We start from the raw sequence: 20,991 nt of genomic DNA, 5'->3' as shown, positions 1-20,991 counted from the left end.
CGCAGATTAACCCCGGTAGCGGCACCGGAGCGGGCGAACGGCCCGGCTGCCGGGCCGGTCGGCCGTCGGCGGCGGACGGGGGACGGCGGGGGGCGGCGCCGACCCCGGGCAGAGAGCGGCAGGCGGGCCGTGCCGGCACCGGGCAGGGGACGGCCGGCGGGCGGCATCGGCACCGGTCGGACCGGTGGCCGCGGCGCATTAGGCTGGTGGCCATGTACTTCACCGACCGTGGCATCGAGGAGCTGGAGAAGCGGCGCGGCGAGGAGGAGGTCACCTTCGAGTGGCTCGCCGAGCAGCTGCGTACGTTCGTCGATCTCAACCCGGACTTCGAGGTGCCGGTCGAGCGGCTGGCCACCTGGCTGGCGCGGCTCGACGACGAGGACGACGAGGAGTAGCGGGGGCCCCGGCCGTCACCGCACCGGCCCGCGGTCGCGGGCCAGCGCCAGGGCGCCGTGGGCGAGCAGCACGGCACCGGCGACCGTCCACCCCGCACTGCGGCGGGCGAGACCCCAGACGGTCAGGGGGAAGCCCGCGGCGATCTGCACGATGGCCGGAACGCTCGGGGTCGGCCGGTGCCCGACGGCGTGCGCGGTGTGGCCGCGCTCCTTCTCCGCCGCGGCCTCTTCCCGTACGCCCGCGTCCCTGGCCGCGGCGCGGATGCCGTCCGGCTCCGCGCCCGGGGCGACGCCTTCGGGCAGGACGAGACCGGTACGGGCCAGGACCGCGGTGAGCCCGACCAGCCGGGCGCGGGCGTCGGCGTCCGGGGCGGGGCGGGTCAGCGCCTCCAGGTCCTGGAGGTCCAGGACGGGATCGAGCCCGAGCCTGGCCACGAACGTGTGCATCGCCTCGTCCTCCCCCGCCGGCGTGCCGTCCGCGAGCCAGACGTAGCCGACGGGACGGCGGAAGCCGGTGGCGAGTGCGAGACCCGCACGGTCCGCGTCCCACCAGAGGGCGAGTACGGGGTGGTTGGTGGCGACGGCCAGGGCCGCCGCCCAGCCGGAGAGCACCCGGTCGACGGGTTCCGCACCGCTCAGCCAAGGCTCTCCCTCCGGGACGAGCGCGCTCCAGCCGGCGCCCGCCGGCGCGAGGAGGAACGGCTCACGCAGCAGGGGGACCGAGGGCCTGATGGCGTCGTACTCGGCCCGGCAGAGCAGCAGTGCGCCTGCGGAAGTCGCGTTCATGCGCCACACGCTAGGGCACTTTGCCCGCATTTGCCGCCACCGGTCACGGACGCCCCTTGACTTCCGACCACCGCGATATATCGTGTTACGGAGAAGACGCGATATGTTGCGTCCCAGGCAGTCCCGGGAGGTCAGCACCATGCCCGACTCGACATGGGAAGTCGCCGAGCCGACGAAGCTCGCCTTCGACGAGCCCGTGACGTCCCTCAACGTGCGCATCGTCAACGGGACGGTGAACGTCGTCGGCACCGACGAGAGTTCCGCCCGGCTGGAGGTCTCCGGGATCGAGGGCCCGCCTCTGGTCGTGACGCGGACCGGCTCCACCGTCTCCGTCGCCTACGAGGACCTGCCGTGGAAGGGCTTCCTCAAGCTGCTCGACCGCAAGGGGTGGCACCGCCACGCGGTGGTGTCGCTCGCCGTGCCGGCCGACGCGTCCGTCGAGGTCGGCGTCGTCGGTGCCGGAGCGTTCGTCTCCGGCATCCGCGGGCGCACCGACGTACGGGGCGTCAACGGGGACACGACGCTCGTGGGGCTCTCCGGCACCGTCCGGGCCGAGACCGTCTCCGGCAGTCTGGAGGCCCAGGGCGTCACCGGCGATCTGCGCTTCCAGTCCGTCTCCGGGGACCTGACCGTGATCGAGGGCGCGGGCTCCTCCGTACGGGCCGACTCCGTCAGCGGCGACATGGCGATCGACCTCGACGGAACGCCCACGGACATCCGCCTCACCAACGTCTCCGGCGAGGTCGCCATCCGGCTGCCGCACCCCGCGGACGCCCGCGTCGAGGCCAACACCGCGAGCGGCGCGGTCTCCAACGCCTTCGAGGACCTGCGGGTCAGCGGACAATGGGGCGCCAAGAAGATCACCGGCACACTCGGCGCGGGCAGCGGATCCCTGCGGGCCACCACCGTGTCCGGGTCCATCGCCCTCCTGCGCCGCCCGCCACGGGCGGACGAACCGCACGAGGACGAGACAGGAAAGGCCCTCTGACATGCCCCCCGTATTCGCCCACGGCCGACTCCGCCTGTATCTGCTGAAGCTCCTCGACGAGGCCCCGCGCCACGGGTACGAGGTCATCCGCCTGCTGGAGGAGCGCTTCCAGGGGCTCTACGCGCCGTCCGCGGGCACGGTCTACCCGCGCCTGGCCAAGCTCGAGGCCGAGGGCCTGGTCACCCACGCCACCGAGGGCGGGCGCAAGGTGTACTCGATCACCGACGCCGGGCGCGAGGAACTCGCGGGCCGCAGCGGGGAACTGGCCGACCTCGAACTCGAGATCCGTGAGTCCGTCTCCGAACTGGCCGCGGAGATCCGCGACGACGTCCGCGGCGCGGCGGGCCGGCTGCGCAGCGAGATGCGCGCGGCCGCGACGGAGAGCCGCAGCGCCGGCGACTCCGGAGCCGGCGACGACGCCTGGCAGGCCACGAAGGAAGAGCTGCGCCGCGCCAAGCAGGAGTGGAAGGAGCAGGCGCGCCGGGCGAAGGACGAGTCGCGCCGGGCCCGTGAGGAGGCGCAGACCGCCCGCCGCCAGGCCAGGGAGGCGCAGGACCGGGCACGGGACGAGGTCCAGCGGATCGCCCGTCAGGTCCAGGACCAGGTCCAGGGGCACTTCGCCCGCGGCGACTGGCCGACGGGCGTGAGGGAGGGGCTCTCCGAACTCACCGCGCAGCTGGGCGGCCTGGCCGCGCGGGGCACGGCATGGCCGCCGCACGGCAAGCCCGATCCGGCCGAGACGGCTCCCGACTGGGCGAAGGACGCGGCGGAGTCGGGCGACCCGGCGCGCGACCTCGAACGCCTCCTGGACCGCTTCCGCGACGACGTCCGCGACGCGGCTCGCGACCACGGCGTGACGCCGTCCCAGCTCGGCGAGGCACGGCGCCACTTGTCGACGGCGGCGGCGCACATCTCGGCGCTGCTGCGCGGGGGCGGCTGAGCGCCGTGCACGCGCCGCGCCTGCTCGCGCGTGGCCCCGGCACGGCCCGCGCGAGCACCGGTTCGGGCGGTGCCGTCCACCGGCCGCTGGCCGACGCGCCCCCTTCGTACAGGGAACACGCACCCGGCCCGAGCGGAGACCCCACGCGGCGCGCCGGCCGCGCATCCACAGAACGCGGGGCCGACGCGTCCGACACGCACGGCTCAAGCGTCCCGCACGGGTTCCCGCGCGGGACGCCGCAGTCTGGGCCGCGAAACGGGGCGTGGATCCACCGAACGCAGAACCGGCGCGTCCGACGCACCCCGACGCGCAAGGAGCAAGCGCCCCGCCCGGGTTCCCGCGCGCGGGGGGTGAACCGTGCGAGCCCTGCCGTCCACCGGACGTGCGCCACCATCCACCACGCTCACGGAGCAAGCCCCGCCCAGCACCCCCGTACACGGGGCCCCGTGCGGGACGCCGCAATCGAGAAGTCCCGCGCCACGGGGCGTGGTTCCCACCGAACGCGGGGCCGACGCGTCCGACACGCACGGAGCAAGCCCCGCCCCGGGTCCCCGCGCCGGAGCCCCGGGGCGAACCGCGCCGTCCACCGAACGCGGCACCGCCGCGCCCCCCGACATGCAAGAAGCAAGCGCACGCCCGGCCGCAGCCGCGGGGCCGGGCGCCGCAGTTCGTGCTCGGGCGCGCCGGCCGCACCCCTCCGCACGTCCGGAGCCGCACGGCGCCCCGTGAGCGCGCCCGGTGCCTGAACCCGGTCGCCGGAGGCGAGCCTCACACCGGAGGGAGCCTCACACCGGAGGGAGCCTCACGACGGTGGGAACATCGCCCGTTCCAGCGACTCGTACGTCGCACCGTGCGACGCCAGCACCTCCGAGACGACACCCCGCCCCACGGCCAGTGCCAGCAGGATGTGCTCGTCGCCGATCGTGCGGTCGCGGCGGCCGGCCGCGATGCGCAGGGACTTCTCCAGGACGCCCTTCGCCTCGCGGGTGAAGGGGCGATGGCCGGACCGCCACCCCTTCCCCGGAGCGGGCGACGGCCCACGGTCACCGGCGAGCGCACCCGCGCCGTGCGTCTCCTCGACCCGGGACACGATCGCCCCGAGGTCTATCCCGAGCCCCGCCAGCGCCTCCTCGTCCGCCTGCGAGAGCCCGCCGCGGCGTCGCGCGTCCTCCAGGGCCGCTTCGACGGACGCGCGCCGGTCGGAGACCCCGAGCGCGCTGAAGGCGAAGGACGCCTTCGTGCCCTCCTGGTCGAGGAGGGCGAGCAGCATGTGCTCCTCGGTGATCGCACCGACGCCCGCCCGCTCGGCGTGCCCGACCGCGCCGGTCACGACGGCGCGTGCGCCTCGGCTGAACCGTTCGAACATCACTGCCTCCCGTACTTCTTGTGCACGGCCTGCCTGCTGACGCCCAGCTCGGCCGCGATCTCCTGCCACGACCAGCCCTGATTGCGGGCGCTTCGGACCTGAACGGCCTCCAGTTGCTCCAGCAGCCGCCGCAGCGCGGCGACGGCACGCAGTCCGACGCGCGGGTCGCGGTCGCCCGCCCGTTCGGCGAGATCGGTTGCTTCGGTCATGACTGTCAACTTACGTTGACAGTCGTCGGCTGTCAACGCCGGTTGACGCGCACCTCGACCCGCGCCCCCGGCCGGGCGAACACGCGATCGCCGATCCGCACCCCGCCCGTCACCGTGACCCGCCAGCCCCGCTCCGCCGGCGGCAGCGACAGTTCCGTCGGGTGCGCCCCCCGGGCCTCGTACTCCAGCCGGTACGCCCCGCGCTCCGCGTCCCAGCGCTCCTCCCGCACCGCGCCCGCGACCGCCGGAGCGTACGGCGCCACCGTGCGCTCCTTGTTCACACGGAAGCGGCCCGACTCGTCCAGCGCGCAGTACCCGCCCCCGTAGCACCACACATAGCCCGCCCAGCCCGAGCCGTACCGGCCCATCGAGGCCAGGGCGTCGCGGTAGAAGCGGCCCGTGTTCGGCAGCGAGGTGTTCAGCGGGCCCCACTCCCCCACGACGACGGGCACCCCGTACCGGCGCGGGTACTCGGTGACCGCGGCCTCGTAGGACTCGATCCAGCCGGCCTCGGGGTCGTAGTCCGCCCCCGCCTCCATCGCGGCGTTGTAGAAGTGCGGGGCGTAGACGACCTTCGGGTCGTGGATCCTGCCGAGTCCGGTGGGGACGCCCTCGCCGACGATCGGGGTCGGCTCGACGAAGAGCAGGCTGTCGTCGTCGACCGAACGGACCGCGTGGGCCAGGCGGTTGTACATCGGGGTGAGCTGGTCGCGCTCGATGCGCCGGGCGGCCGTCGCCAGGTCCTCGCCCTCGCGCAGCTCACCCATGGGCTCATTGACGAGGTCGTAGCCGAGCACGGCCGGATGGCCCCCCAAGCGCTCGGCGAGCACCCGCCACATCCGGGCCTGCGCACGGCGCAGATCGGCGTCCTCGTACAGATGGGTGAAGGCGCGCTGCACGGCCGGCTCGAAGTACTCGGCGAACCAGTCGTCGGGGTGCGGGGTGAACGGCAGGCCGTCGGTTCGGGTCGCCCACGCGGGGATGCCCCGGTGCCCGAAGGCGGGGCCGAAGACGTCCTGGTGGGCGTCGATCACCACCTGGACGCGGTGCTTCCGCGCCCAGTCCAGTATCCGTTCGATCCTGTCGAGGTACCGCTCGCTGTAGCGGCCGCGGACCGGCTCCAGGTCGTCCCAGAAGACCAGCAGCCGGGCGAAGCCGAAGCCCTGCGCGCGCAGGTCGCGGAAGTGCCGCTCGGTGATGGCCGACAGGGCCTGCTCACCGCGGTGCGTCTTGTCCTCGACGTTCCAGCCGCGCAGGGTGAGGACACGGCCGAGGTCGTCGGTCAGTCGCGGCACGGCGGGCGGGGTGCGGCCGGTGGAAGCGGCGGCGGGGGCGCTCCCGCCCATGGACGGGAGCGGGAACAGGAGCAGTAACGAACAGACGAGTGCGGCGAGTGTGCGGCGCATACGGGACCTCCGGCACGGCGCGGATCGGCAGTGCCGGAGATCCCATCAGCGGAACTGACGAGCCATCAAGAGTTGGTCAGGACAATCTTGCCGAAGAGCTCTCCGGAGGCCATCCTCTCGAAGCCCTCACGCGCCCGGTCCAGCGGAAGCACCTCGTCGATCACCGGTCGCACACCCGTCGCGGCGCAGAAGGAGAGCAGGTCCTCCAGCTCGTCCTTGGTGCCCATGGTGGATCCGACGACCTTCAGCTCCAGGAAGAAGATCCTGGTCAGCTCTGCGTGCGACGGCCGGTCGCCGCTCGTCGCGCCGGAGATGACCAGAGTGCCACCGGGTCGGAGCGACTTGACCGAGTGCGACCAGGTGGCCGCGCCGACGGTCTCGATCACCGCGTCGACACGCTGCGGCAGCCGGGCACCCGGCTCGAACGCGTCGACCGCGCCCAGCTCCACGGCGCGCTTGCGCTTGGCCTCGTCGCGGCTCGTGGCGTAGACGCGCAGTCCGGCCGCCTTGCCGAGCACGATCGCGGCGGTGGCGACACCGCCGCCGGCACCCTGGACGAGCACCGAGTCACCGGGCCGGACGCCGGCGTTGGTGAAGAGCATGCGGTAGGCGGTCAGCCACGCGGTCGGCAGGCACGCGGCCTCCTCGAACGAGAGCTCCTTCGGCTTGCGCAGGAGGTTCCAGGCCGGGACGGCGACCTGCTCGGCGAAGGTGCCCTGGTACCTCTCGGTGAGGATGGAACGCGGCTCGTCCGGGCCGACGCCGTGCCCGCTCTGGCCGATGACCGAGTGGAGCACCACCTCGTTCCCGTCCGCGTCGACGCCGGCGGCGTCGCAGCCGAGGATCATCGGGAGCTTGTCCTCGGCGAGGCCCACTCCGCGCAGCGACCACAGGTCGTGGTGGTTGAGGGAGGCGGCCTTGACGTTGATGGTGGCCCAGCCGGGTCGGGCCTCGGGGGCCGGGCGGTCACCCAGCTCCAGGCCGTTGAGCGGCTGGTCGCGGTCGATGCGGGCGGCGTATGCGGCGAACATGACCTTGAGCGTAGGGCGGGCCGGTGCGCGGCGGAACCGCGCACCGGTGTGACACGCGTCCCTGGGCTTCCCCGTGCGGAGGAAGCCACCGGGTTTCGCCTACCGGTCCCTCCGCCACTGGGCGGGCGAGTTCTTCGTCGCCGGGTCCTCGTACGAGCCCGTCCTGCCGCGGTCCACGTGGAACGTGGTCAGGGTCGTCACGGGCGAGACCGGGTCCCGCCGGTCGGCGATGACCCTCATGTGGGCGCTGAACCGGCGCGGCGTGACCTCGTAGACGTCGTAGCCGTAGCGGTTGCCCTCGAAGTACTTCAGATGCGGGTTCGCCGCGCCCATCAGGGGGCCGTTGGCCTTGTTCCAGTCGGCCGAGTACGCCCCCGAGGTGACGGAGTGGGCCGTGAACTCCGTGCCGACCACCGGCGAGGAGGTGTCGTCGTAGTCGGGCCGGATGTCGTCGACGAATGCGGAGTGCCAGTCTCCGGTGATGACGACGAGGTCCTCCAGGCCGCTGCCGTGCACATGGCTCAGGACCTCCTTGCGCTCGGCGAGGAAGCCGTCCCACTGGTCGGTGAACATGTACGGGCCGCCGGGGCGGCCACGGAGCTGGCTCAGCATGATCGAGTTGGCCCACACGTGCCAACTGTCGGGAGCCCGGTCGACGTTCCTCTTGAGCCAGGACTTCTGGCGGGCGCCGAGGATGGTCCCGTCGGACAGGTTCTGTGCGGACCGGTACGACCGCAGGTCGAGGACGGTCAGCTCCAGCAGGTCGCCCCAGCGTCGGGTCCGGTGGATCTCGGGGTCGGGCAGCGCGGAGGCCCCGGCGTCGCGGTGCGGCATGTTCTCGTACCAGGCCTGGTACGCGGCGGCGCGGCGCTTCATGAACGGGGCGCCGCCGCCGGTGCCCGAGTAGTCGTTGACGACCTCGTGGTCGTCCCAGGTGAGGAACCAGGGGTGGGCGGCGTGGGCCTCGCGCAGGGAGCGGTCGCCCTTGTAGAGGGCGTGCCGGCGACGGTAGTCGGCGACGGTGAAGATCTCGCCGCCCTCGTGGTCGCGGACGTGGTCGGCGGGGACTCCGCCGACCTCGCCGTGCTCGTACATGTAGTCGCCGAGGTGGACGACGAAGTCGACGTCCTCCCGGGCTATCCCGCGGTGGGCCGCGTAGAAGCCGTCGTGGAACGCCTGGCAGTTGGCGGCGGCGAAGCGGACGGAGGCGACGTGCCCGGCCGGCGCGGTCCTCGTACGGCCGACGCGGCTCGTCCGGCCGAGCGCCGTGAAGGCGTACCAGTAGCGCGTACCGGGGCGGAGCCCGGACACGGGGACGTGGACGCTGTGGCCCAGGGTCGCCGAGGCGGGCGCGGTGCCGCGGGCGACGACGCGGCGCAGCGCCGGGTCGGTGGCCACGACCCAGTCGACCTCGACGATCTCGGGCAGCGCCTGCTCGGCCGCCAGCGGTTCCGGCGCGAGCCTCGTCCACAGCAGGACGCTGCCGGTCTGCGGGTCGCCGGAGGCGACACCGAGGGTGAACGGCGCGGGGTCGTAGTCCGCGCCGAGCGCCTCCGCCGCCTCGCGGGCCTGTGCGGGCGTGAGGCCGGCACTGAGCGGCCAGGCGAGGTTCAGCGCACCGGCGGCCCCGGCGGCCTTGAGCAGATCACGACGGTTCAGCCTGGTCACTGGTGTCCCCCGGAAGGCTTCGCGGTGGCGGTCAGGGTGAGCGAGACGGCATCGGCGTAGCCGTCGTTCGAGGTGCCGCCGCCGCTTCGGGTGAAGACGAGCAGCACGCGTGCGGTACGGGCACCGGGCGGCACCGCGGCGGACGCGGTGCGCTCCAGCAGCGCGGTACGGGACTGCCGCTCGGCCGCCGTCACCGGGCCGAGCACCGACAGGGCGACGGGCGTGCCCCTGCCGTCCCGGAACTCCACGGACAGCCGGGCGCCGTCCTCCTGCGCCGCGTAGCCGCCGAGCCACCCGGCGAGCGTGTAGCGGACGCGGCCGGCGTCGACGGCCCGACGCCCCGTGCGGCCGTGAGCGGGCAGCACGATGTCCTGCACGAGCGCGGTGCGGGGGCTGTTGCCGCCGGAGAAGAACCGGCTGCCCCGGGACGCGGGGCCGGGGTCCGACGCCGTCGGGTAGCCGCCCCCGAGGCTGTAGGCGACGAGCGCGGGCGCCCCCTCCCACACGTCCCAGCCGTTCACGTCCACCACCGGATCCGCGGACCCGCCCGGCCCGCTCTCCGCGTCGCCGTTCACCACGAGATTCACACACGCCTCCCCTGTTCCATTCGGCGTGCGCATCCCAGCAGTTGGCGGTGAACCAGGGAAGACGGCGCGGGTAACAGGCGGGGGTCCCTGAGATGCGACGGGTCGTCCGCGGGACACGCGGCGGTGGGGGCGCGGCGCCGGAACCGCCGGGCCGGAGCGGACGGCGTCCGTCCCGGGCCGGGGCCGGCGGCGGCGCCCGGCACGGGCCGGAACGCGGAACCCGGCCGGCTCGGGACCCCGCGGCCTCGTCCCCCGTACGGCCGAAGCCGTACGCGCCGCGGAACCCCACGGCGCCGGGCCGAGATCCCAGCCGGTCCGGGGAGGGTGCGGGGGAAGGGCCGCGCATCCCCCACCCGACCGAAGCCGCCGCGCCACGGCACCACCGGGCCAGACGTGGATCCCGGCCGGTCCGGGAGCACGCGCGAGGCCGCACCCTCACCCGACCGAAGCCGCCGCGCCACGGAACCACCCGGCCGCGGGCCGGACGTGGCTCCCCCGTCCGGCCGTACCGTCCGTCCCCTGGCAACCGGCGCGGGCCAGGCCCGGATCCCGGCCGGTCCCGGGAAGCGCGGGGCGGCCGCACACGGACCCCGGCCGCCCCGGGAGGAGCCCCCGGAGGACCTCATCCCCCGAACGGCCGAGACCGTCCGCCGACGGAACGACCCGGCCCGGACGTGCCACGGCCCCGAACGCGTCCAGCGCGTCGGGGCCGTGAAAGGAGCGGTCGGGGGCGCGGCCCCCGACGACAGGCGTCGTCAGCGCCGGGCCACTCCCTCGGCTCGCGCCGCCGCGGCCACCGCGGCGGTGACCGCCGGGGCGACCCGCTCGTCGAACGGCGACGGGATGACGTAGTCCGGGGCGAGCGCGTCGCCCACCACGTCGGCCAGCGCGTTCGCAGCGGCGATCTTCATGCCCTCGGTGATGCGGGAGGCCCGCACCTGCAGCGCGCCGGCGAAGATGCCCGGGAAGGCGAGGACGTTGTTGATCTGGTTGGGGTAGTCGCTGCGGCCGGTGGCCACGACAGCCGCGTACTTGTGCGCCACGTCCGGGTGCACCTCGGGGTTCGGGTTGGCCATCGCGAAGACGAAGGCTCCCGGCGCCATCGAGGCGACGGCGGGCTCCGGCACCGTGCCGCCCGAGACGCCGATGAAGACGTCCGCGCCGGCCAGCGCCGTCTCCAGCGAGCCGCTGAGGCCGGCCCGGTTGGTGATCTCGGCGAGTTCCCGCTTGACCGGGGTCAGGTCGTCGCGGTCCCTGCTGACGATGCCCTTGCGGTCGGCCACCGCCACGTCGCCGAGCCCCGCCTCGAGGAGGAACTTGGCGATGGCGACTCCGGCCGCGCCCGCGCCCGAGATGACGGCGCGGAGGTCGCCCAGGCCCCGGCCGGTCAGCTTGGCCGCGTTGCGCAGGGCCGCAAGGGTGACCACGGCGGTGCCGTGCTGGTCGTCGTGGAAGACCGGGATGTCGAGGCGCTCCTGGAGCTTGCGCTCGATCTCGAAGCACCGCGGCGCCGAGATGTCCTCCAGGTTCACTCCGCCGAAGGACGGGGCGAGCCGCACGACCGTGTCCACGATCTCGTCGGTGTCCGTGGTCGCGAGGGCGATGGGAACGGCGTCCACGCCGCCGAACTGCTTGAAAAGGATCGCCTTGCCCTCCATCACGGGGAGCGAGGCCTCCGGTCCGATGTCACCGAGCCCGAGGACCGCCGTACCGTCGGTCACGACCGCGACCACCTGCGATTTCCAGGTGTAGTCGTGGACGAGCTCGGGCTTCTCGGCGATGGCGGTGCACACCTTGGCGACACCGGGCGTGTATGCGAGGGACAGGTCGTCCTTGTTGCGGACGGGCACCGTGGCCTGGACGGCCATCTTGCCGCCGCGGTGCAGAGCGAAGGCCGGATCGAAGGGTTCCCCGGAGTCCCCGGGTGCACTGTCCGTCCGGCTGGCGCTGCCAGGATTGACGATCTCCGCTGCCATGTTCGTTTGACCCCTTAAGTCTTCATCAGTTGAGGGTGGCCACTCCTGGTTGAGGAGGGGTGGGCGGGCACCGCGTCCGTTCCCTGTCCTGGGTGGTTGGCCCGCCCTGGCAGGGGTGAGGTACGCACGCGCGGGCGCGCCGCACAACGCGCCCTGAGCCCCGGATGAGGGGTGTAAGGATCCTTCTTACCGGACGGACGGCACCGGAGACGAGCCCATTGGCCCGTCCATGATCTCCCAGTGACCTGACTCATAGCGACATATGCTGACAAGACAGGAACACTTGGCGAAAAGCACGATGAATGCCGTCCGCATCCCGAGACGGTCCGAAGATCTTCCGGTCGGAAGAAGAAAAGGCCGCAGATGATGCGGCTGGTACGGCCCTGATGTACCGGCCCGTAGCGCTTCGGGGGTCACCCGTTATCCGATTTTGACATGCGTAGCCCACTGAATGGGCTAGTCCGAATGGCAAGATGCCGGAAACACACAAGGTCGACACTCGAAGATGAGTGCGCGACGCCTGGCAAACCCACACCTGCCGGAGGACCACGATCATGACCGCAAGCACCACCCGCCGCTCGACCGCCGCCACGTCCCGAATCGCCGCGGTCAGCGCGATCGCGGTCGCCGGTGCCCTGCTGCTCACCTCCTGCGGTGACCAGACGAACTCCGGCTCGGGCACCAAGGAGAAGGACGGCGCGGCGACCTCCGCGGCGCCGCTGGCGGACAAGCTGCCGCAGTCGATCCGGGACAAGGGCGTCGTCAAGGTCGGCTCGGACATCGCCTACCCGCCGGTGGAGTTCAAGGACGGTTCCGGCAAGGTCGTCGGCATCGACCCCGACATCGCGGACGCCCTGGGCAAGCAGCTGGGCGTGAAGTTCGAGTTCGAGAACGGCACGTTCGACACGCTGATCACGGGTCTGCGCTCCAAGCGCTACGACATGGCCATGTCGGCGATGACGGACACCAAGGACCGCCAGGAGGGCGTGGACTCCGAGACCGGCAAGAAGGTCGGCGAGGGCGTCGACTTCGTCGACTACTTCACCGCCGGTGTCTCGATCTACACCAAGAAGGGCGACGACAAGGGCATCAAGTCCTGGTCGGACCTGTGCGGCAAGAAGATCGTCGTGCAGCGCGGCACGGTCTCCGAGGACCTCGCCAAGGCCGAGAACAACAAGTGCGTCAAGGCCAAGAAGGGCAAGATCACGATCGAGGCCTTCGACAACGACCAGCAGGCCCAGACCCGCCTGCGGGCCGGTGGCGCGGACGCCGGCTCCTCGGACTTCCCGGTCGCCGCCTACGCCGTGAAGACCTCCGGCGGCGGCAAGGACTTCCAGATCGTGGGCGAGCAGGTCGAGGCGGCCCCGTACGGCATCGCGGTGGCCAAGAGCAACACGGAGCTGCGTGACGCGCTCCAGGCCGCGCTGGACGCCATCATCAAGAACGGCGAGTACCAGAAGATCATCGCCAAGTGGGGCGTCCAGGCCGGCGCGGTGACCGAGGCCAAGATCAACGGCGGTTCCTGATCCCGGTCGGGATCTGACCTCGGCACTGAAGCACTGAAAGGCTCCACGTGACTGTCGACATCGATAAGACGGGTCCGGAGGACACGCCGCCCACGCCCAAGGCCGGACCGGAGGCCATCAAGGCCATTCCGGTGCGGCACTACGGCCGGTACGTCTCCGCCGTCGTGGCGATCGCGCTGTTCGTCGCGATCGTCTACGCCTTCTCCCAGGGCAAGATCAACTGGGGAGCGGTCCCCGACTACTTCTTCGACCAGCGCATCCTCGACGGCGTCGGCCAGACCCTGACCCTGACCGTCCTGTCGATGGCCATCGGCATCATCGGCGGCATCCTCCTCGCGGTCATGCGCCTGTCGAAGAACCCGGTGACCTCCTCCATCGCCTGGTTCTACATCTGGTTCTTCCGCGGCACCCCGGTCCTGGTCCAGCTCTTCGTCTGGTTCAACCTCGGCCTCGTCTTCGAGTTCATCAACCTCGGACCGTTCTACAAGGACGAATGGTCCGACTTCATGACCCCGTTCCTCACCGCACTCCTGGGACTGGGCCTCAACGAAGCCGCCTACATGGCCGAGATCTGCCGCGCCGGCCTCCTCGCCGTCGACGAAGGACAGACCGAGGCCTCCCACGCCCTCGGCATGAGCCACGGCAAGACCCTGCGCCGCATCGTCATCCCCCAGGCCATGCGCGTCATCGTGCCCCCCACGGGCAACGAGGTCATCAACATGCTCAAGACCACGTCCCTGGTGGCCGCGGTCCAGTACTACGAACTCCTCCGCCAGGCCCAGGACATCGGCCAGACCTCCGGCGCCCCCGTCGAAATGCTCTTCCTCGCCGCCGCCTGGTACCTGATCATGACCTCCGTCCTCAGCGTCGGCCAGTACTACCTCGAGCGCTACTACGCCCGGGGCTCCAGCCGCAGCCTCCCGCCCACCCCCCTCCAGAAGATCAAGGCCACCCTCCTCACGGTGCGCCGCCCGAAGGGAGTCGCGGCATGACCGCCATGGTCAAGGCCGAAGGCGTCCACAAGTCCTACGGCCACATCGAAGTCCTCAAGGGCATCGACCTCGAAGTCGCCCCCCGCGAGGTGTTCTGCCTCATCGGCCCCTCCGGCTCCGGCAAGTCCACCTTCCTGCGGTGCATCAACCACCTGGAGAAGATCAACGCGGGCCGGCTCTGGGTCGACGGCGAACTCGTCGGCTACCGCCAGAAGGGCGACAAGCTCTACGAGCTCAAGGACAGCGAGGTGGCCCTCCAGCGCCGTGACATCGGCATGGTGTTCCAGCGCTTCAACCTGTTCCCCCACATGACCGCCGTCGAGAACGTCATGGAAGCCCCCGTCCAGGTCAAGGGCGAGGCCAAGGCCGTCGCCCGGGAACGGGCCCTGAAGCTCCTCGACCGCGTCGGCCTCGGCGACAAGGCCGGGAACTACCCCTCCCAGCTCTCCGGCGGCCAGCAGCAGCGCGTCGCCATCGCCCGCGCCCTGGCGATGGAACCCAAGCTGATGCTCTTCGACGAGCCCACCAGCGCCCTCGACCCCGAACTCGTCGGCGACGTCCTCGACGTCATGCGCGGCCTCGCCGAGGACGGCATGACCATGGTCGTCGTCACCCACGAAATGGGCTTCGCCCGCGAAGTCGGCGACAACCTCGTCTTCATGGACGGCGGCGTCGTCGTCGAATCCGGCAACCCCCGCGACGTCCTCACCAACCCCCAGCACGACCGGACCAAGGCCTTCCTCTCCAAGGTGCTGTAACGCTCGGTGGACCGTCGTACCGAACGCCGGAGGCGGCAGGGCATGCCCTGCCGCCTCCGGCGTTCGCCCGTCCGGGACGGGTCACTTCAGTGCGAGCACCAGCGCGTCCGAGGGGGACGCCCACACCGGCCGGGCCTCGGCGAAGCCTGCGGCCCGCAGGGTGTCGGCGTGCCACTGGGCGGACGGGGTGTCGCCGTCCGCGTGCTCGCCGTAGATCTCGAAGCGACGTGCGGTGGGGGCGGCCAGGACGGGGTCCCCGGCGGCCAGGGCCCACCAGTCGGCCCAGTCGAGCGCCCCGGCGGCCCTGGCCCGCTCCATGGCGGCGTGCCGGTGGGCGCGCTCGGCCGCGTTGATGCGCGGGGTGGTGTCGTCCTTCATGTGGTCGGCGTTCATGAAGACGCCGCCGTCCACGACCAGCCCGGCGAGCTGCCCGTAGAGGGCGGCGAGGGGTTCGGCGTGCAGCCAGTGCAGCGCTGTGGCGGTCAGTACGGCGTCGTACGAGGTGTGCGGGAGGGCCGCGGTCCAGTCCGGGTCCTTGAGGTCGGCGGTGACGAAGGTGACGCGCCGGTCGCCCGCGAAGTGCCCCTCCGCGATGGTCAGCAGCGCGGGGTCGAGGTCGACGCCGACACTCTCCGCTTTCGGGAACCGCTTGAGCAGTCTGTCCGTGATACTTCCCGTACCGCAGGCGAGGTCCAGGACCTTCGGCTCGGGGCCGGCGAAGGCCTCGACCATGTCCAGCATCACCCGGAACCGCTCCTCGCGGTCGGGCATGTACCACTCCTGCTGGCGGTCCCAGCTCTCCTGCCAGGCCCGCCAGTCGGTTCCGGTGACGGCCGCGCTCTCGGTCATCCGCACTCCTCCAGTCCGTAATACCCTCGAACATAGAGCATCACTTACCTCATCCATCGCCGACACTAGACCTCATCCGTAAGGACTACAAGTGGAACTGGCCTCTTACTCGGACTACGCCGTGCGTCTGGTCAACACCGAGGAGCCGGCCCGCAGCAAGGACACGCTCACGTCGGTTGAGACCGTCCGCGAGCTCTTCGGCGCTTCCTCCCAGATGGCGCGCCGGGCCACCGACGCGGACGTCACCCGGTTCCGGTCGGTGCGGGCCAGGCTCCGCGCGGTCTTCACCGCCGCGGACGCGGGAGACCAGACCCAGGCCGTCGACCTGCTCAACTCGCTGCTCCTGGAGTTCCCGGTCAGCCCGCAGATCTCCGGCCACGACTTCCTCGACGAGGAGGGCCGGCCGCGCTGGCACATGCACCTCGCCGACCACCCGTCCAACGCGACCTCCGGCTACGCCGCGATCGCCGCGATGGGACTCGCCTTCCACCTCACCGAGTACGGCGTCGACCGGCTCGGCCTCTGCCAGGCCGCGCCCTGCCGCAACGCCTACCTGGACACGTCCACCAACCGCTCGCGCCGCTACTGCTCGGACCGCTGCGCCACCCGCGCCAACGTCGCCGCCTACCGGGCCCGCAAGCGCCTGGAGACCGAGCGGTCGGAGAGCACCGGCCGCACGGCGGAGAACGCCCAGGCCAGCAGCCCGAGCGCCGACCTCTGACCCTGCGGGCGCGGGCGGTACCGCGCCCGGACCCGGCCCAGCAGCAGGTCCTCGGGCACCGTGCCGAACACCCGGCTGTCGCCCTCCGCGTAAGGGTTGTCGCCCAGCACCCACCAGCCGTCCTCGCGCCGTTCGGCCACCCGCTTCACGATCAGCAGGTCCTGCTGCAGCGGATGCCGCAGCACGGCCACGTCCCCGGCCCGCACGGCGACTCCGTACTGCACCAGCAGCCGGTCCCCGTGCGCCAGCGTGGGGTGCATGGAGGGCCCGGTCACCTCCGCGACCCCGAAGGGCGCACTCGGCTCCCGCCCCTGCTCCGTCATCGGCCACCTCCGGGTCCCTCGGTATGTTCCGCCACACGTCCCATGGTCACCCTGGACTTTTGGCCTAAGCCGCAGGGGGCACTCGCGAAAACGCGCCACTCACGGAGTAATGTCCCACCTGAGAAGACGATCACGAGGAAGGACAGCTCAATGCTCTCCCGCCTGTTTGCCCCCAAGGTGAAGGTCAGCGCGCACTGCGACCTGCCCTGCGGCGTCTACGACCCGGCCCAGGCCCGTATCGAGGCCGAGTCGGTCAAGGCCGTGCAGGAGAAGATGGCCGCGAACGACGACCCCCACTTCCAGGCCCGTGCCACGGTGATCAAGGAGCAGCGCGCGGAGCTCGCCAAGCACCACGTGTCGGTGCTCTGGAGCGACTACTTCAAGCCCCCGCACTTCGAGAAGTACCCGGAGCTGCACCAGCTGGTCAACGAGACCCTGAAGGCGCTCTCCGCGGCCAAGGCCTCGACCGACCCGAAGACGGGCGAGAAGGCCCTGGAGCTCATCGCCGAGATCGACCGCATCTTCTGGGAGACGAAGAAGGCCTGAAGCCGGGCTTTCTCCCCGCAGACGCACCCGCACCCGGTCCGCACCTCCCGCGCACAGCGCCGGTGGTGCAGGGCCGGGTGCGGTCTTCGTGAGGGGCGGCGGTCCGCCCGGAGTGTGCCGTGGCGACGGCGGCACGGCCGCGTCGTGCTCCGAGCCCGGCGGACGGTCCGCCTCCGTGGGGTCCGGCCGCGCGGCAGTGCCGTCGGCCGTCCGCGTACGGGGCCGGCCCCGGTCGAATCCGCGGAGTGCCGCCCTCTGTCGTCCTCACAAGACCCCACCGAGGACCCGGCAGGCGCTCCCGCGCGGGAGCACGCCCGGCTTCCGGGGTGAGCCACGGGCGCGTCGTCTGCGAGGTGCGGCCGCCGTCGGACGGCGCTCAGGCCGCCGGTGTGTGCAGCAGCGGGCTCTTGTTGCGCAGCAGCCACTGTCGGTACGGGGCGGCGCGGAGGGCCGCCTCCCGGTAGGCGGCGAGGAGTTCGGCGTAGGCGAGGGCGAAGGTCTCCGCGCCGGGGCCGGGTCGCCGGTAGAGCAACAGCCGTACCGCGAGCGGGTCGTCGCGCAGCGGGCGTATCGCCATGTCCTCGCGCGGGCCGGAGGTGGGCTGGCAGGGGGCGACCGCCTCGCCGACCACGATGAGTGACGTGGCGGTGTGGTAGTCGGCGTGCAGCACCGGCGGGTCGATCCCCGCCGCGGTGAGGACCCGGCGCAGTCCGTCCCACTCCCCGTCGACCGTGGGGTCCACCATCCAGCGGTCCTCGGCGAGGTCGGTGAGGTCGACCACCGGGGCGGCGGCGGCCGGGTGGTCGCGGGCCATGGAGACGAACTGCGGCTCGCGCTCGACGAGGACCCGCCGTTCCAGCCCTTCCGGCACCAGCAGCGGGCAGCCCTCGACCTCGTGGACGAACGCCACGTCCAGGTGTCCCGCGTCGACCATGCGCAGCAGCGTGTTGGCGGACACGTTCATGTGCAGGGAGAGGTCCGTGCCGTCGGGCAGCCGTTGTCTGAGCCGTCGCAGCCAGCCCGCGAGGGCGCGGCTGGCCGTGGAGCCGATGCGGAGCCGGCGGTCGCCCGCCCGCGCCACGGCGGCCCGGGTCTCCGTCACGAGCGCCGACATCCCGGCGATCAGCGGACGGGCCCGGCTGAGGACGGCCCGGCCCAGCGGGGTGGGCCGGCAGCCCGTGCGTTCCCGGAGGAAGAGCTCGCCGCCGAGGGCGTTCTCGATCCGGCGCAGCTGCGTCGTCAGGGAGGGCTGGCTCATGCCCAGCCGACGGGCGGCCTTGTGCAGACTGCCCGCGTCGGCGATCGCGCACAGCACACGCAGATGCCTCACCTCCAGCTCCATACTGCGAGAGTAGGACGGCACCCCTCGTCACACCAGACACCCGTGTCGCACCAATTTCCTTGATTAACAAGGTAGTTGGACCTGGTCACGCGCGTGATGCCTTGGCGTTATCGCCAGTTGGCATCATCCGCCGACGGGCCGGCTCCCCGACACTCTCCTCACCGATCCCCACTCGGATGAGGAGAACCCCCCATGAGACACACCGAGCGACGCCCCAGGGCGTTACTCTCCGCCGCACTCGGTCTGGGCCTCGCCGCCGCCCTGGCCTCCGCCGTACCCGCCACCGCCGCCCCGGCGCCCGACGCCGCGAGCCCCGCCGTCCCCACCGGCCGGGCAGCGTCTGCCGCCGCGTACGACGGTTCCGCGGAGGACGCCCGAGCCACCAGGGCGTTCTTCGACGCGGTGATGAAGTCGGTCGCCGAGAAGCGGGCACAGAACCCGGGCGCCCAGGCCGTCACCGTCGTCTACAGCGCGAGCAGCGCGCCGAGCTTCCGCTCCCAGATAGCCGGCAGCACGCAGATATGGAACAGCTCCGTGTCCAACGTGCGGCTGCAGGAGGGCTCCAACCCGGATTTCCGGTACTACGAGGGCAACGACCCGCGCGGATCGTACGCCAGCACCGACGGGCACGGCCGCGGCTACATCTTCCTCGACTACCGGCAGAACCAGCAGTACAACTCCACCCGGGTCACCTCCCACGAGACCGGTCACGTCCTCGGGCTCCCCGACCACTACTCCGGCCCGTGCAGCGAGCTGATGTCGGGCGGCGGTCCCGGCACCTCCTGCCAGAACGCGTACCCCAACGCGGCCGAGCGGGCGAGGGTGAACCAGCTCTGGGCGAACGGCCTCGCGGCCGCCCTCGCCAGGGTCTCCTGACCCACGCGCCCACGGCGCCCCGTGCCCGGCTTCCCGGCCGGCACGGGGCGTTCCCGTCGCCGGCGCCTCGCGGACGCACGGTTCCGTCGTTCCCGGTCCGGCGGCGGGTGGTCCGGAGCGGGTGAGCGACGGGGCGGTGAGGCGGTTCCGGCACCCCGCCCCGTCCCGCCCGCCGGGTGACTCAGGCGCTTTCCAGCAGCTTCCGCCCCAGCTCCGCGCCTCCCGGCAACTGTTGCCTGATCCGCCCGAGCGCCTCGTCGAAGTCGCCGCCGGCCACTCCGGACTCGTACGCCGCCCCGCCGAGATGCAGGGTGAGGTTCAGATCCGCGCGGCCGGGCAAGCCCTCGGGCCCGGCTTCACCCAGGGTCAGCAGGCAGCTGAGTGTGGCCTGCTCCGCCGTTCCGTCCAGGGTGACGGGCAGCGGCATGTCCCATTCCAGTACGCAGCCGGAGAGGCGGTCGCCCGACCCCTCCGCGCGGAGGGCGGCGAAGCTCGCCCCTTCGTACCCAACTCCCCTGATGCGGGTGCTCACTTGGCGCCCGCTCGCGGCGATCGTCAGGGCGATCGCCTCCGCACCCCGGCGGTCCCGGTACCAGCCGGTCCACACGTCCGTCGACTCCGATGACATGGCGCGGACTGTAGCGGTACGACCGGCCGCGCTGTACAGCCGGTCGGCTCTCGAACGGTTCAGCGCCCGGGCTCAGGCGGTCGGGCCCGCGGCCGGCTCCTCGTTCGTCCCCTTCGCGTCGTCCGCCCTCCCTCGGCGGCCCGCCCCGGGGGCTTCCCCGGTACTGCGCGCGCACGCGGCGTTGTGACAGGGGCCGGGACCCCACTCGGGGACGAACACTCCGAGCACCTTGCGTCGTCTGATGGCGGAACCGACAGGCTGTCCGCAGGCCGGACACGTGTAGTCGTCCTGCGGGCGGCGGACGGTCCGACGTCCTTCGCTGCCCATGGGTCCAGGATAGGTCGGCATGCCCAGGACGAACAGCGCTCGCGCGGCGCCCGTCGGGCCTGCCTGCCTGCGGGTCACCGCTTCCTGCTGTACTTCCGTACGACCACCCCGTTGGCGAAGGTACGAACCCAGTCCAGGGTGAAGTCGGTGACGGCGAACCCGGCACCGAACATGGGCATACCGCTCCCGTAGACCTGCGGATAGGTCTTGATCACCAGTTCGTCGATCTCGTCGAGCAGTTCACCGGCGATCCGTGAGCCGCCGCACAGGTAGATGTCGAGTTCGCGGTCCTCGGCCTTGAGGGCGCGCACCCTCCCGACCAGGTCGTCGGCGATGATCTCCACGCCGGCGTCCGGGGACTTCTCCAGCGTGCGGGACGCGACGTACTCGCGCAGGTGCCCGTACGGGCTGGTGATGCCGGCGTCCAGCGCCAGCTGGTAGCTGGCGCGGCCCTGGATCAGGGTGTCGAAGTGCCTGCTCGGCGAGTCCTGGAGGCCCAGCGCCTCGCGCCCCAGGACCGCGATGGTCTCGGGATACTCGGACTTGAGGAACTCCAGGTAGTCGTTCTCCACGAAACCGAACATGGACGAGGCGTCGCCGTCCGGGTCTCCGATGAAGCCGTCGATGGAGCAGGCGATGAAGTACGTGAGCTTGCGCAAACCGGTCCTCTTTTTCAGTCGGGGACGCGGGCCCGGCCCGTTGCAACCGAACCACTCCGGCTATAGTGCTCCAGGCGTAGTGGTTGCGCAAG

Annotated in this window: 22 protein-coding genes; 9 read left to right on the top strand and 13 right to left on the bottom strand. The window is 72.0% G+C overall.

The features are described 5' to 3' along the window. Positions 1 to 212 precede the first annotated feature (212 nt). A complete protein-coding gene (locus QRN89_RS23280) occupies positions 213 to 395 on the top strand; it encodes a DUF6104 family protein (protein WP_005312030.1) in 183 nt (60 codons plus the stop codon). A gap of 15 nt (positions 396 to 410) precedes the next feature. On the opposite strand, the gene QRN89_RS23275 is transcribed toward QRN89_RS23280, so the two are convergent. Continuing rightward, complete coding sequence (locus tag QRN89_RS23275; RefSeq protein WP_290351328.1) at positions 411 to 1,181, bottom strand: hypothetical protein; 771 nt, start codon at positions 1,179 to 1,181, stop codon at positions 411 to 413. A gap of 139 nt (positions 1,182 to 1,320) precedes the next feature. Here QRN89_RS23275 and QRN89_RS23270 point away from each other — a divergent pair, with 139 nt between their 5' ends. Together QRN89_RS23270 and QRN89_RS23265 are read left to right on the top strand one after the other, a co-directional pair. Then, on the top strand, positions 1,321 to 2,169 hold the full coding sequence (locus tag QRN89_RS23270) for a DUF4097 family beta strand repeat-containing protein (RefSeq protein WP_290351327.1): 849 nt from the start codon (positions 1,321 to 1,323) through the stop codon (positions 2,167 to 2,169). A 1-nt stretch (position 2,170) separates the two neighbouring features. Further along, entirely contained in the window at positions 2,171 to 3,109 is a 939-nt protein-coding gene (locus tag QRN89_RS23265) for a PadR family transcriptional regulator (RefSeq protein ID WP_290351326.1), read from the top strand. Between the two features lie 802 nt (positions 3,110 to 3,911). On the opposite strand, the gene QRN89_RS23260 is transcribed toward QRN89_RS23265, so the two are convergent. The 7 genes from QRN89_RS23260 to QRN89_RS23230 form a co-directional block, all read right to left on the bottom strand. Continuing rightward, entirely contained in the window at positions 3,912 to 4,475 is a 564-nt protein-coding gene (locus QRN89_RS23260; protein WP_290351325.1) for a Clp protease N-terminal domain-containing protein, read from the bottom strand. Next, positions 4,475 to 4,684, bottom strand: a complete 210-nt coding sequence (locus QRN89_RS23255; RefSeq protein ID WP_018571396.1) for a helix-turn-helix domain-containing protein — start codon at positions 4,682 to 4,684, stop codon at positions 4,475 to 4,477. The genes QRN89_RS23260 and QRN89_RS23255 overlap by 1 nt, the downstream gene beginning before the upstream one ends. A 32-nt stretch (positions 4,685 to 4,716) precedes the next feature. Beyond that, on the bottom strand, positions 4,717 to 6,030 hold the full coding sequence (locus QRN89_RS23250; protein WP_290353829.1) for a cellulase family glycosylhydrolase: 1,314 nt from the start codon (positions 6,028 to 6,030) through the stop codon (positions 4,717 to 4,719). A gap of 125 nt (positions 6,031 to 6,155) precedes the next feature. Next, the gene (locus tag QRN89_RS23245) at positions 6,156 to 7,121 is read right to left on the bottom strand and encodes a zinc-binding dehydrogenase (RefSeq protein ID WP_290351324.1); all 966 of its coding nucleotides are present in this window, start codon (positions 7,119 to 7,121) and stop codon (positions 6,156 to 6,158) included. A 99-nt stretch (positions 7,122 to 7,220) separates the two neighbouring features. Continuing rightward, positions 7,221 to 8,789, bottom strand: coding sequence for an alkaline phosphatase D family protein (locus QRN89_RS23240; RefSeq protein ID WP_290351323.1), 1,569 nt, complete (start codon positions 8,787 to 8,789; stop codon positions 7,221 to 7,223). Next, complete coding sequence (locus tag QRN89_RS23235; protein ID WP_290351322.1) at positions 8,786 to 9,376, bottom strand: phosphoesterase; 591 nt, start codon at positions 9,374 to 9,376, stop codon at positions 8,786 to 8,788. The genes QRN89_RS23240 and QRN89_RS23235 overlap by 4 nt, the downstream gene beginning before the upstream one ends. 755 nt (positions 9,377 to 10,131) lie before the next feature. Beyond that, positions 10,132 to 11,352, bottom strand: coding sequence for an NAD(P)-dependent malic enzyme (locus tag QRN89_RS23230; RefSeq protein ID WP_290351321.1), 1,221 nt, complete (start codon positions 11,350 to 11,352; stop codon positions 10,132 to 10,134). A 554-nt stretch (positions 11,353 to 11,906) separates the two neighbouring features. Between QRN89_RS23230 and QRN89_RS23225 the strand changes: the two genes are divergently transcribed. From QRN89_RS23225 to QRN89_RS23215, 3 genes are read left to right on the top strand one after another with little or no spacing between them, the layout of a single operon-like run. Continuing rightward, positions 11,907 to 12,878, top strand: a complete 972-nt coding sequence (locus QRN89_RS23225; RefSeq protein ID WP_290351320.1) for an ABC transporter substrate-binding protein — start codon at positions 11,907 to 11,909, stop codon at positions 12,876 to 12,878. A gap of 47 nt (positions 12,879 to 12,925) precedes the next feature. Beyond that, positions 12,926 to 13,870 carry an amino acid ABC transporter permease gene (locus tag QRN89_RS23220; protein WP_290351318.1) on the top strand — a complete coding sequence of 315 codons (945 nt, stop codon included), beginning with the start codon at positions 12,926 to 12,928 and terminating at the stop codon, positions 13,868 to 13,870. Next, positions 13,867 to 14,628, top strand: a complete 762-nt coding sequence (locus tag QRN89_RS23215; RefSeq protein WP_290351317.1) for an amino acid ABC transporter ATP-binding protein — start codon at positions 13,867 to 13,869, stop codon at positions 14,626 to 14,628. The genes QRN89_RS23220 and QRN89_RS23215 overlap by 4 nt, the downstream gene beginning before the upstream one ends. Before the next feature lie 81 nt (positions 14,629 to 14,709). Here the strand turns inward: QRN89_RS23215 and QRN89_RS23210 are convergent, their stop codons facing one another. Then, positions 14,710 to 15,477 carry a class I SAM-dependent methyltransferase gene (locus tag QRN89_RS23210; RefSeq protein WP_290351315.1) on the bottom strand — a complete coding sequence of 256 codons (768 nt, stop codon included), beginning with the start codon at positions 15,475 to 15,477 and terminating at the stop codon, positions 14,710 to 14,712. 91 nt (positions 15,478 to 15,568) lie between these two features. On the opposite strand from QRN89_RS23210, the gene QRN89_RS23205 reads away from it, so the two are divergent. Further along, positions 15,569 to 16,198, top strand: a complete 630-nt coding sequence (locus tag QRN89_RS23205; RefSeq protein ID WP_290351314.1) for a CGNR zinc finger domain-containing protein — start codon at positions 15,569 to 15,571, stop codon at positions 16,196 to 16,198. Here QRN89_RS23205 and sodX read toward each other — a convergent pair. Continuing rightward, positions 16,102 to 16,521, bottom strand: a complete 420-nt coding sequence (gene sodX / locus QRN89_RS23200; RefSeq protein ID WP_290351313.1) for a nickel-type superoxide dismutase maturation protease — start codon at positions 16,519 to 16,521, stop codon at positions 16,102 to 16,104. The two genes, QRN89_RS23205 and sodX, sit on opposite strands and share 97 nt — an antisense overlap. Before the next feature lie 150 nt (positions 16,522 to 16,671). Between sodX and sodN the strand changes: the two genes are divergently transcribed. After that, a complete protein-coding gene (sodN, locus tag QRN89_RS23195) occupies positions 16,672 to 17,067 on the top strand; it encodes a superoxide dismutase, Ni (protein ID WP_093652587.1) in 396 nt (131 codons plus the stop codon). Positions 17,068 to 17,443: 376 nt separating this feature from the next. On the opposite strand, the gene QRN89_RS23190 is transcribed toward sodN, so the two are convergent. Continuing rightward, entirely contained in the window at positions 17,444 to 18,409 is a 966-nt protein-coding gene (locus QRN89_RS23190) for a LysR family transcriptional regulator (protein ID WP_290351312.1), read from the bottom strand. 192 nt (positions 18,410 to 18,601) lie between these two features. Between QRN89_RS23190 and snpA the strand changes: the two genes are divergently transcribed. Next, positions 18,602 to 19,285: a snapalysin gene (gene snpA, locus QRN89_RS23185; RefSeq protein WP_290351311.1), complete on the top strand. Its 684-nt coding sequence runs from the start codon at positions 18,602 to 18,604 to the stop codon at positions 19,283 to 19,285. Between the two features lie 181 nt (positions 19,286 to 19,466). Here snpA and QRN89_RS23180 read toward each other — a convergent pair whose 3' ends face one another. Further along, positions 19,467 to 19,913, bottom strand: coding sequence for a DUF6304 family protein (locus QRN89_RS23180; RefSeq protein ID WP_290351310.1), 447 nt, complete (start codon positions 19,911 to 19,913; stop codon positions 19,467 to 19,469). 401 nt (positions 19,914 to 20,314) lie between these two features. Further along, a complete protein-coding gene (locus QRN89_RS23175; protein ID WP_290351309.1) occupies positions 20,315 to 20,899 on the bottom strand; it encodes a dihydrofolate reductase family protein in 585 nt (194 codons plus the stop codon). Positions 20,900 to 20,991 lie beyond the last annotated feature (92 nt).

This window comes from Streptomyces sp. HUAS CB01 (assembly GCF_030406905.1).
GTDB lineage: Bacteria > Actinomycetota > Actinomycetes > Streptomycetales > Streptomycetaceae > Streptomyces > Streptomyces chengbuensis.
This window is presented reverse-complemented; position numbering and strand designations above follow the sequence as displayed.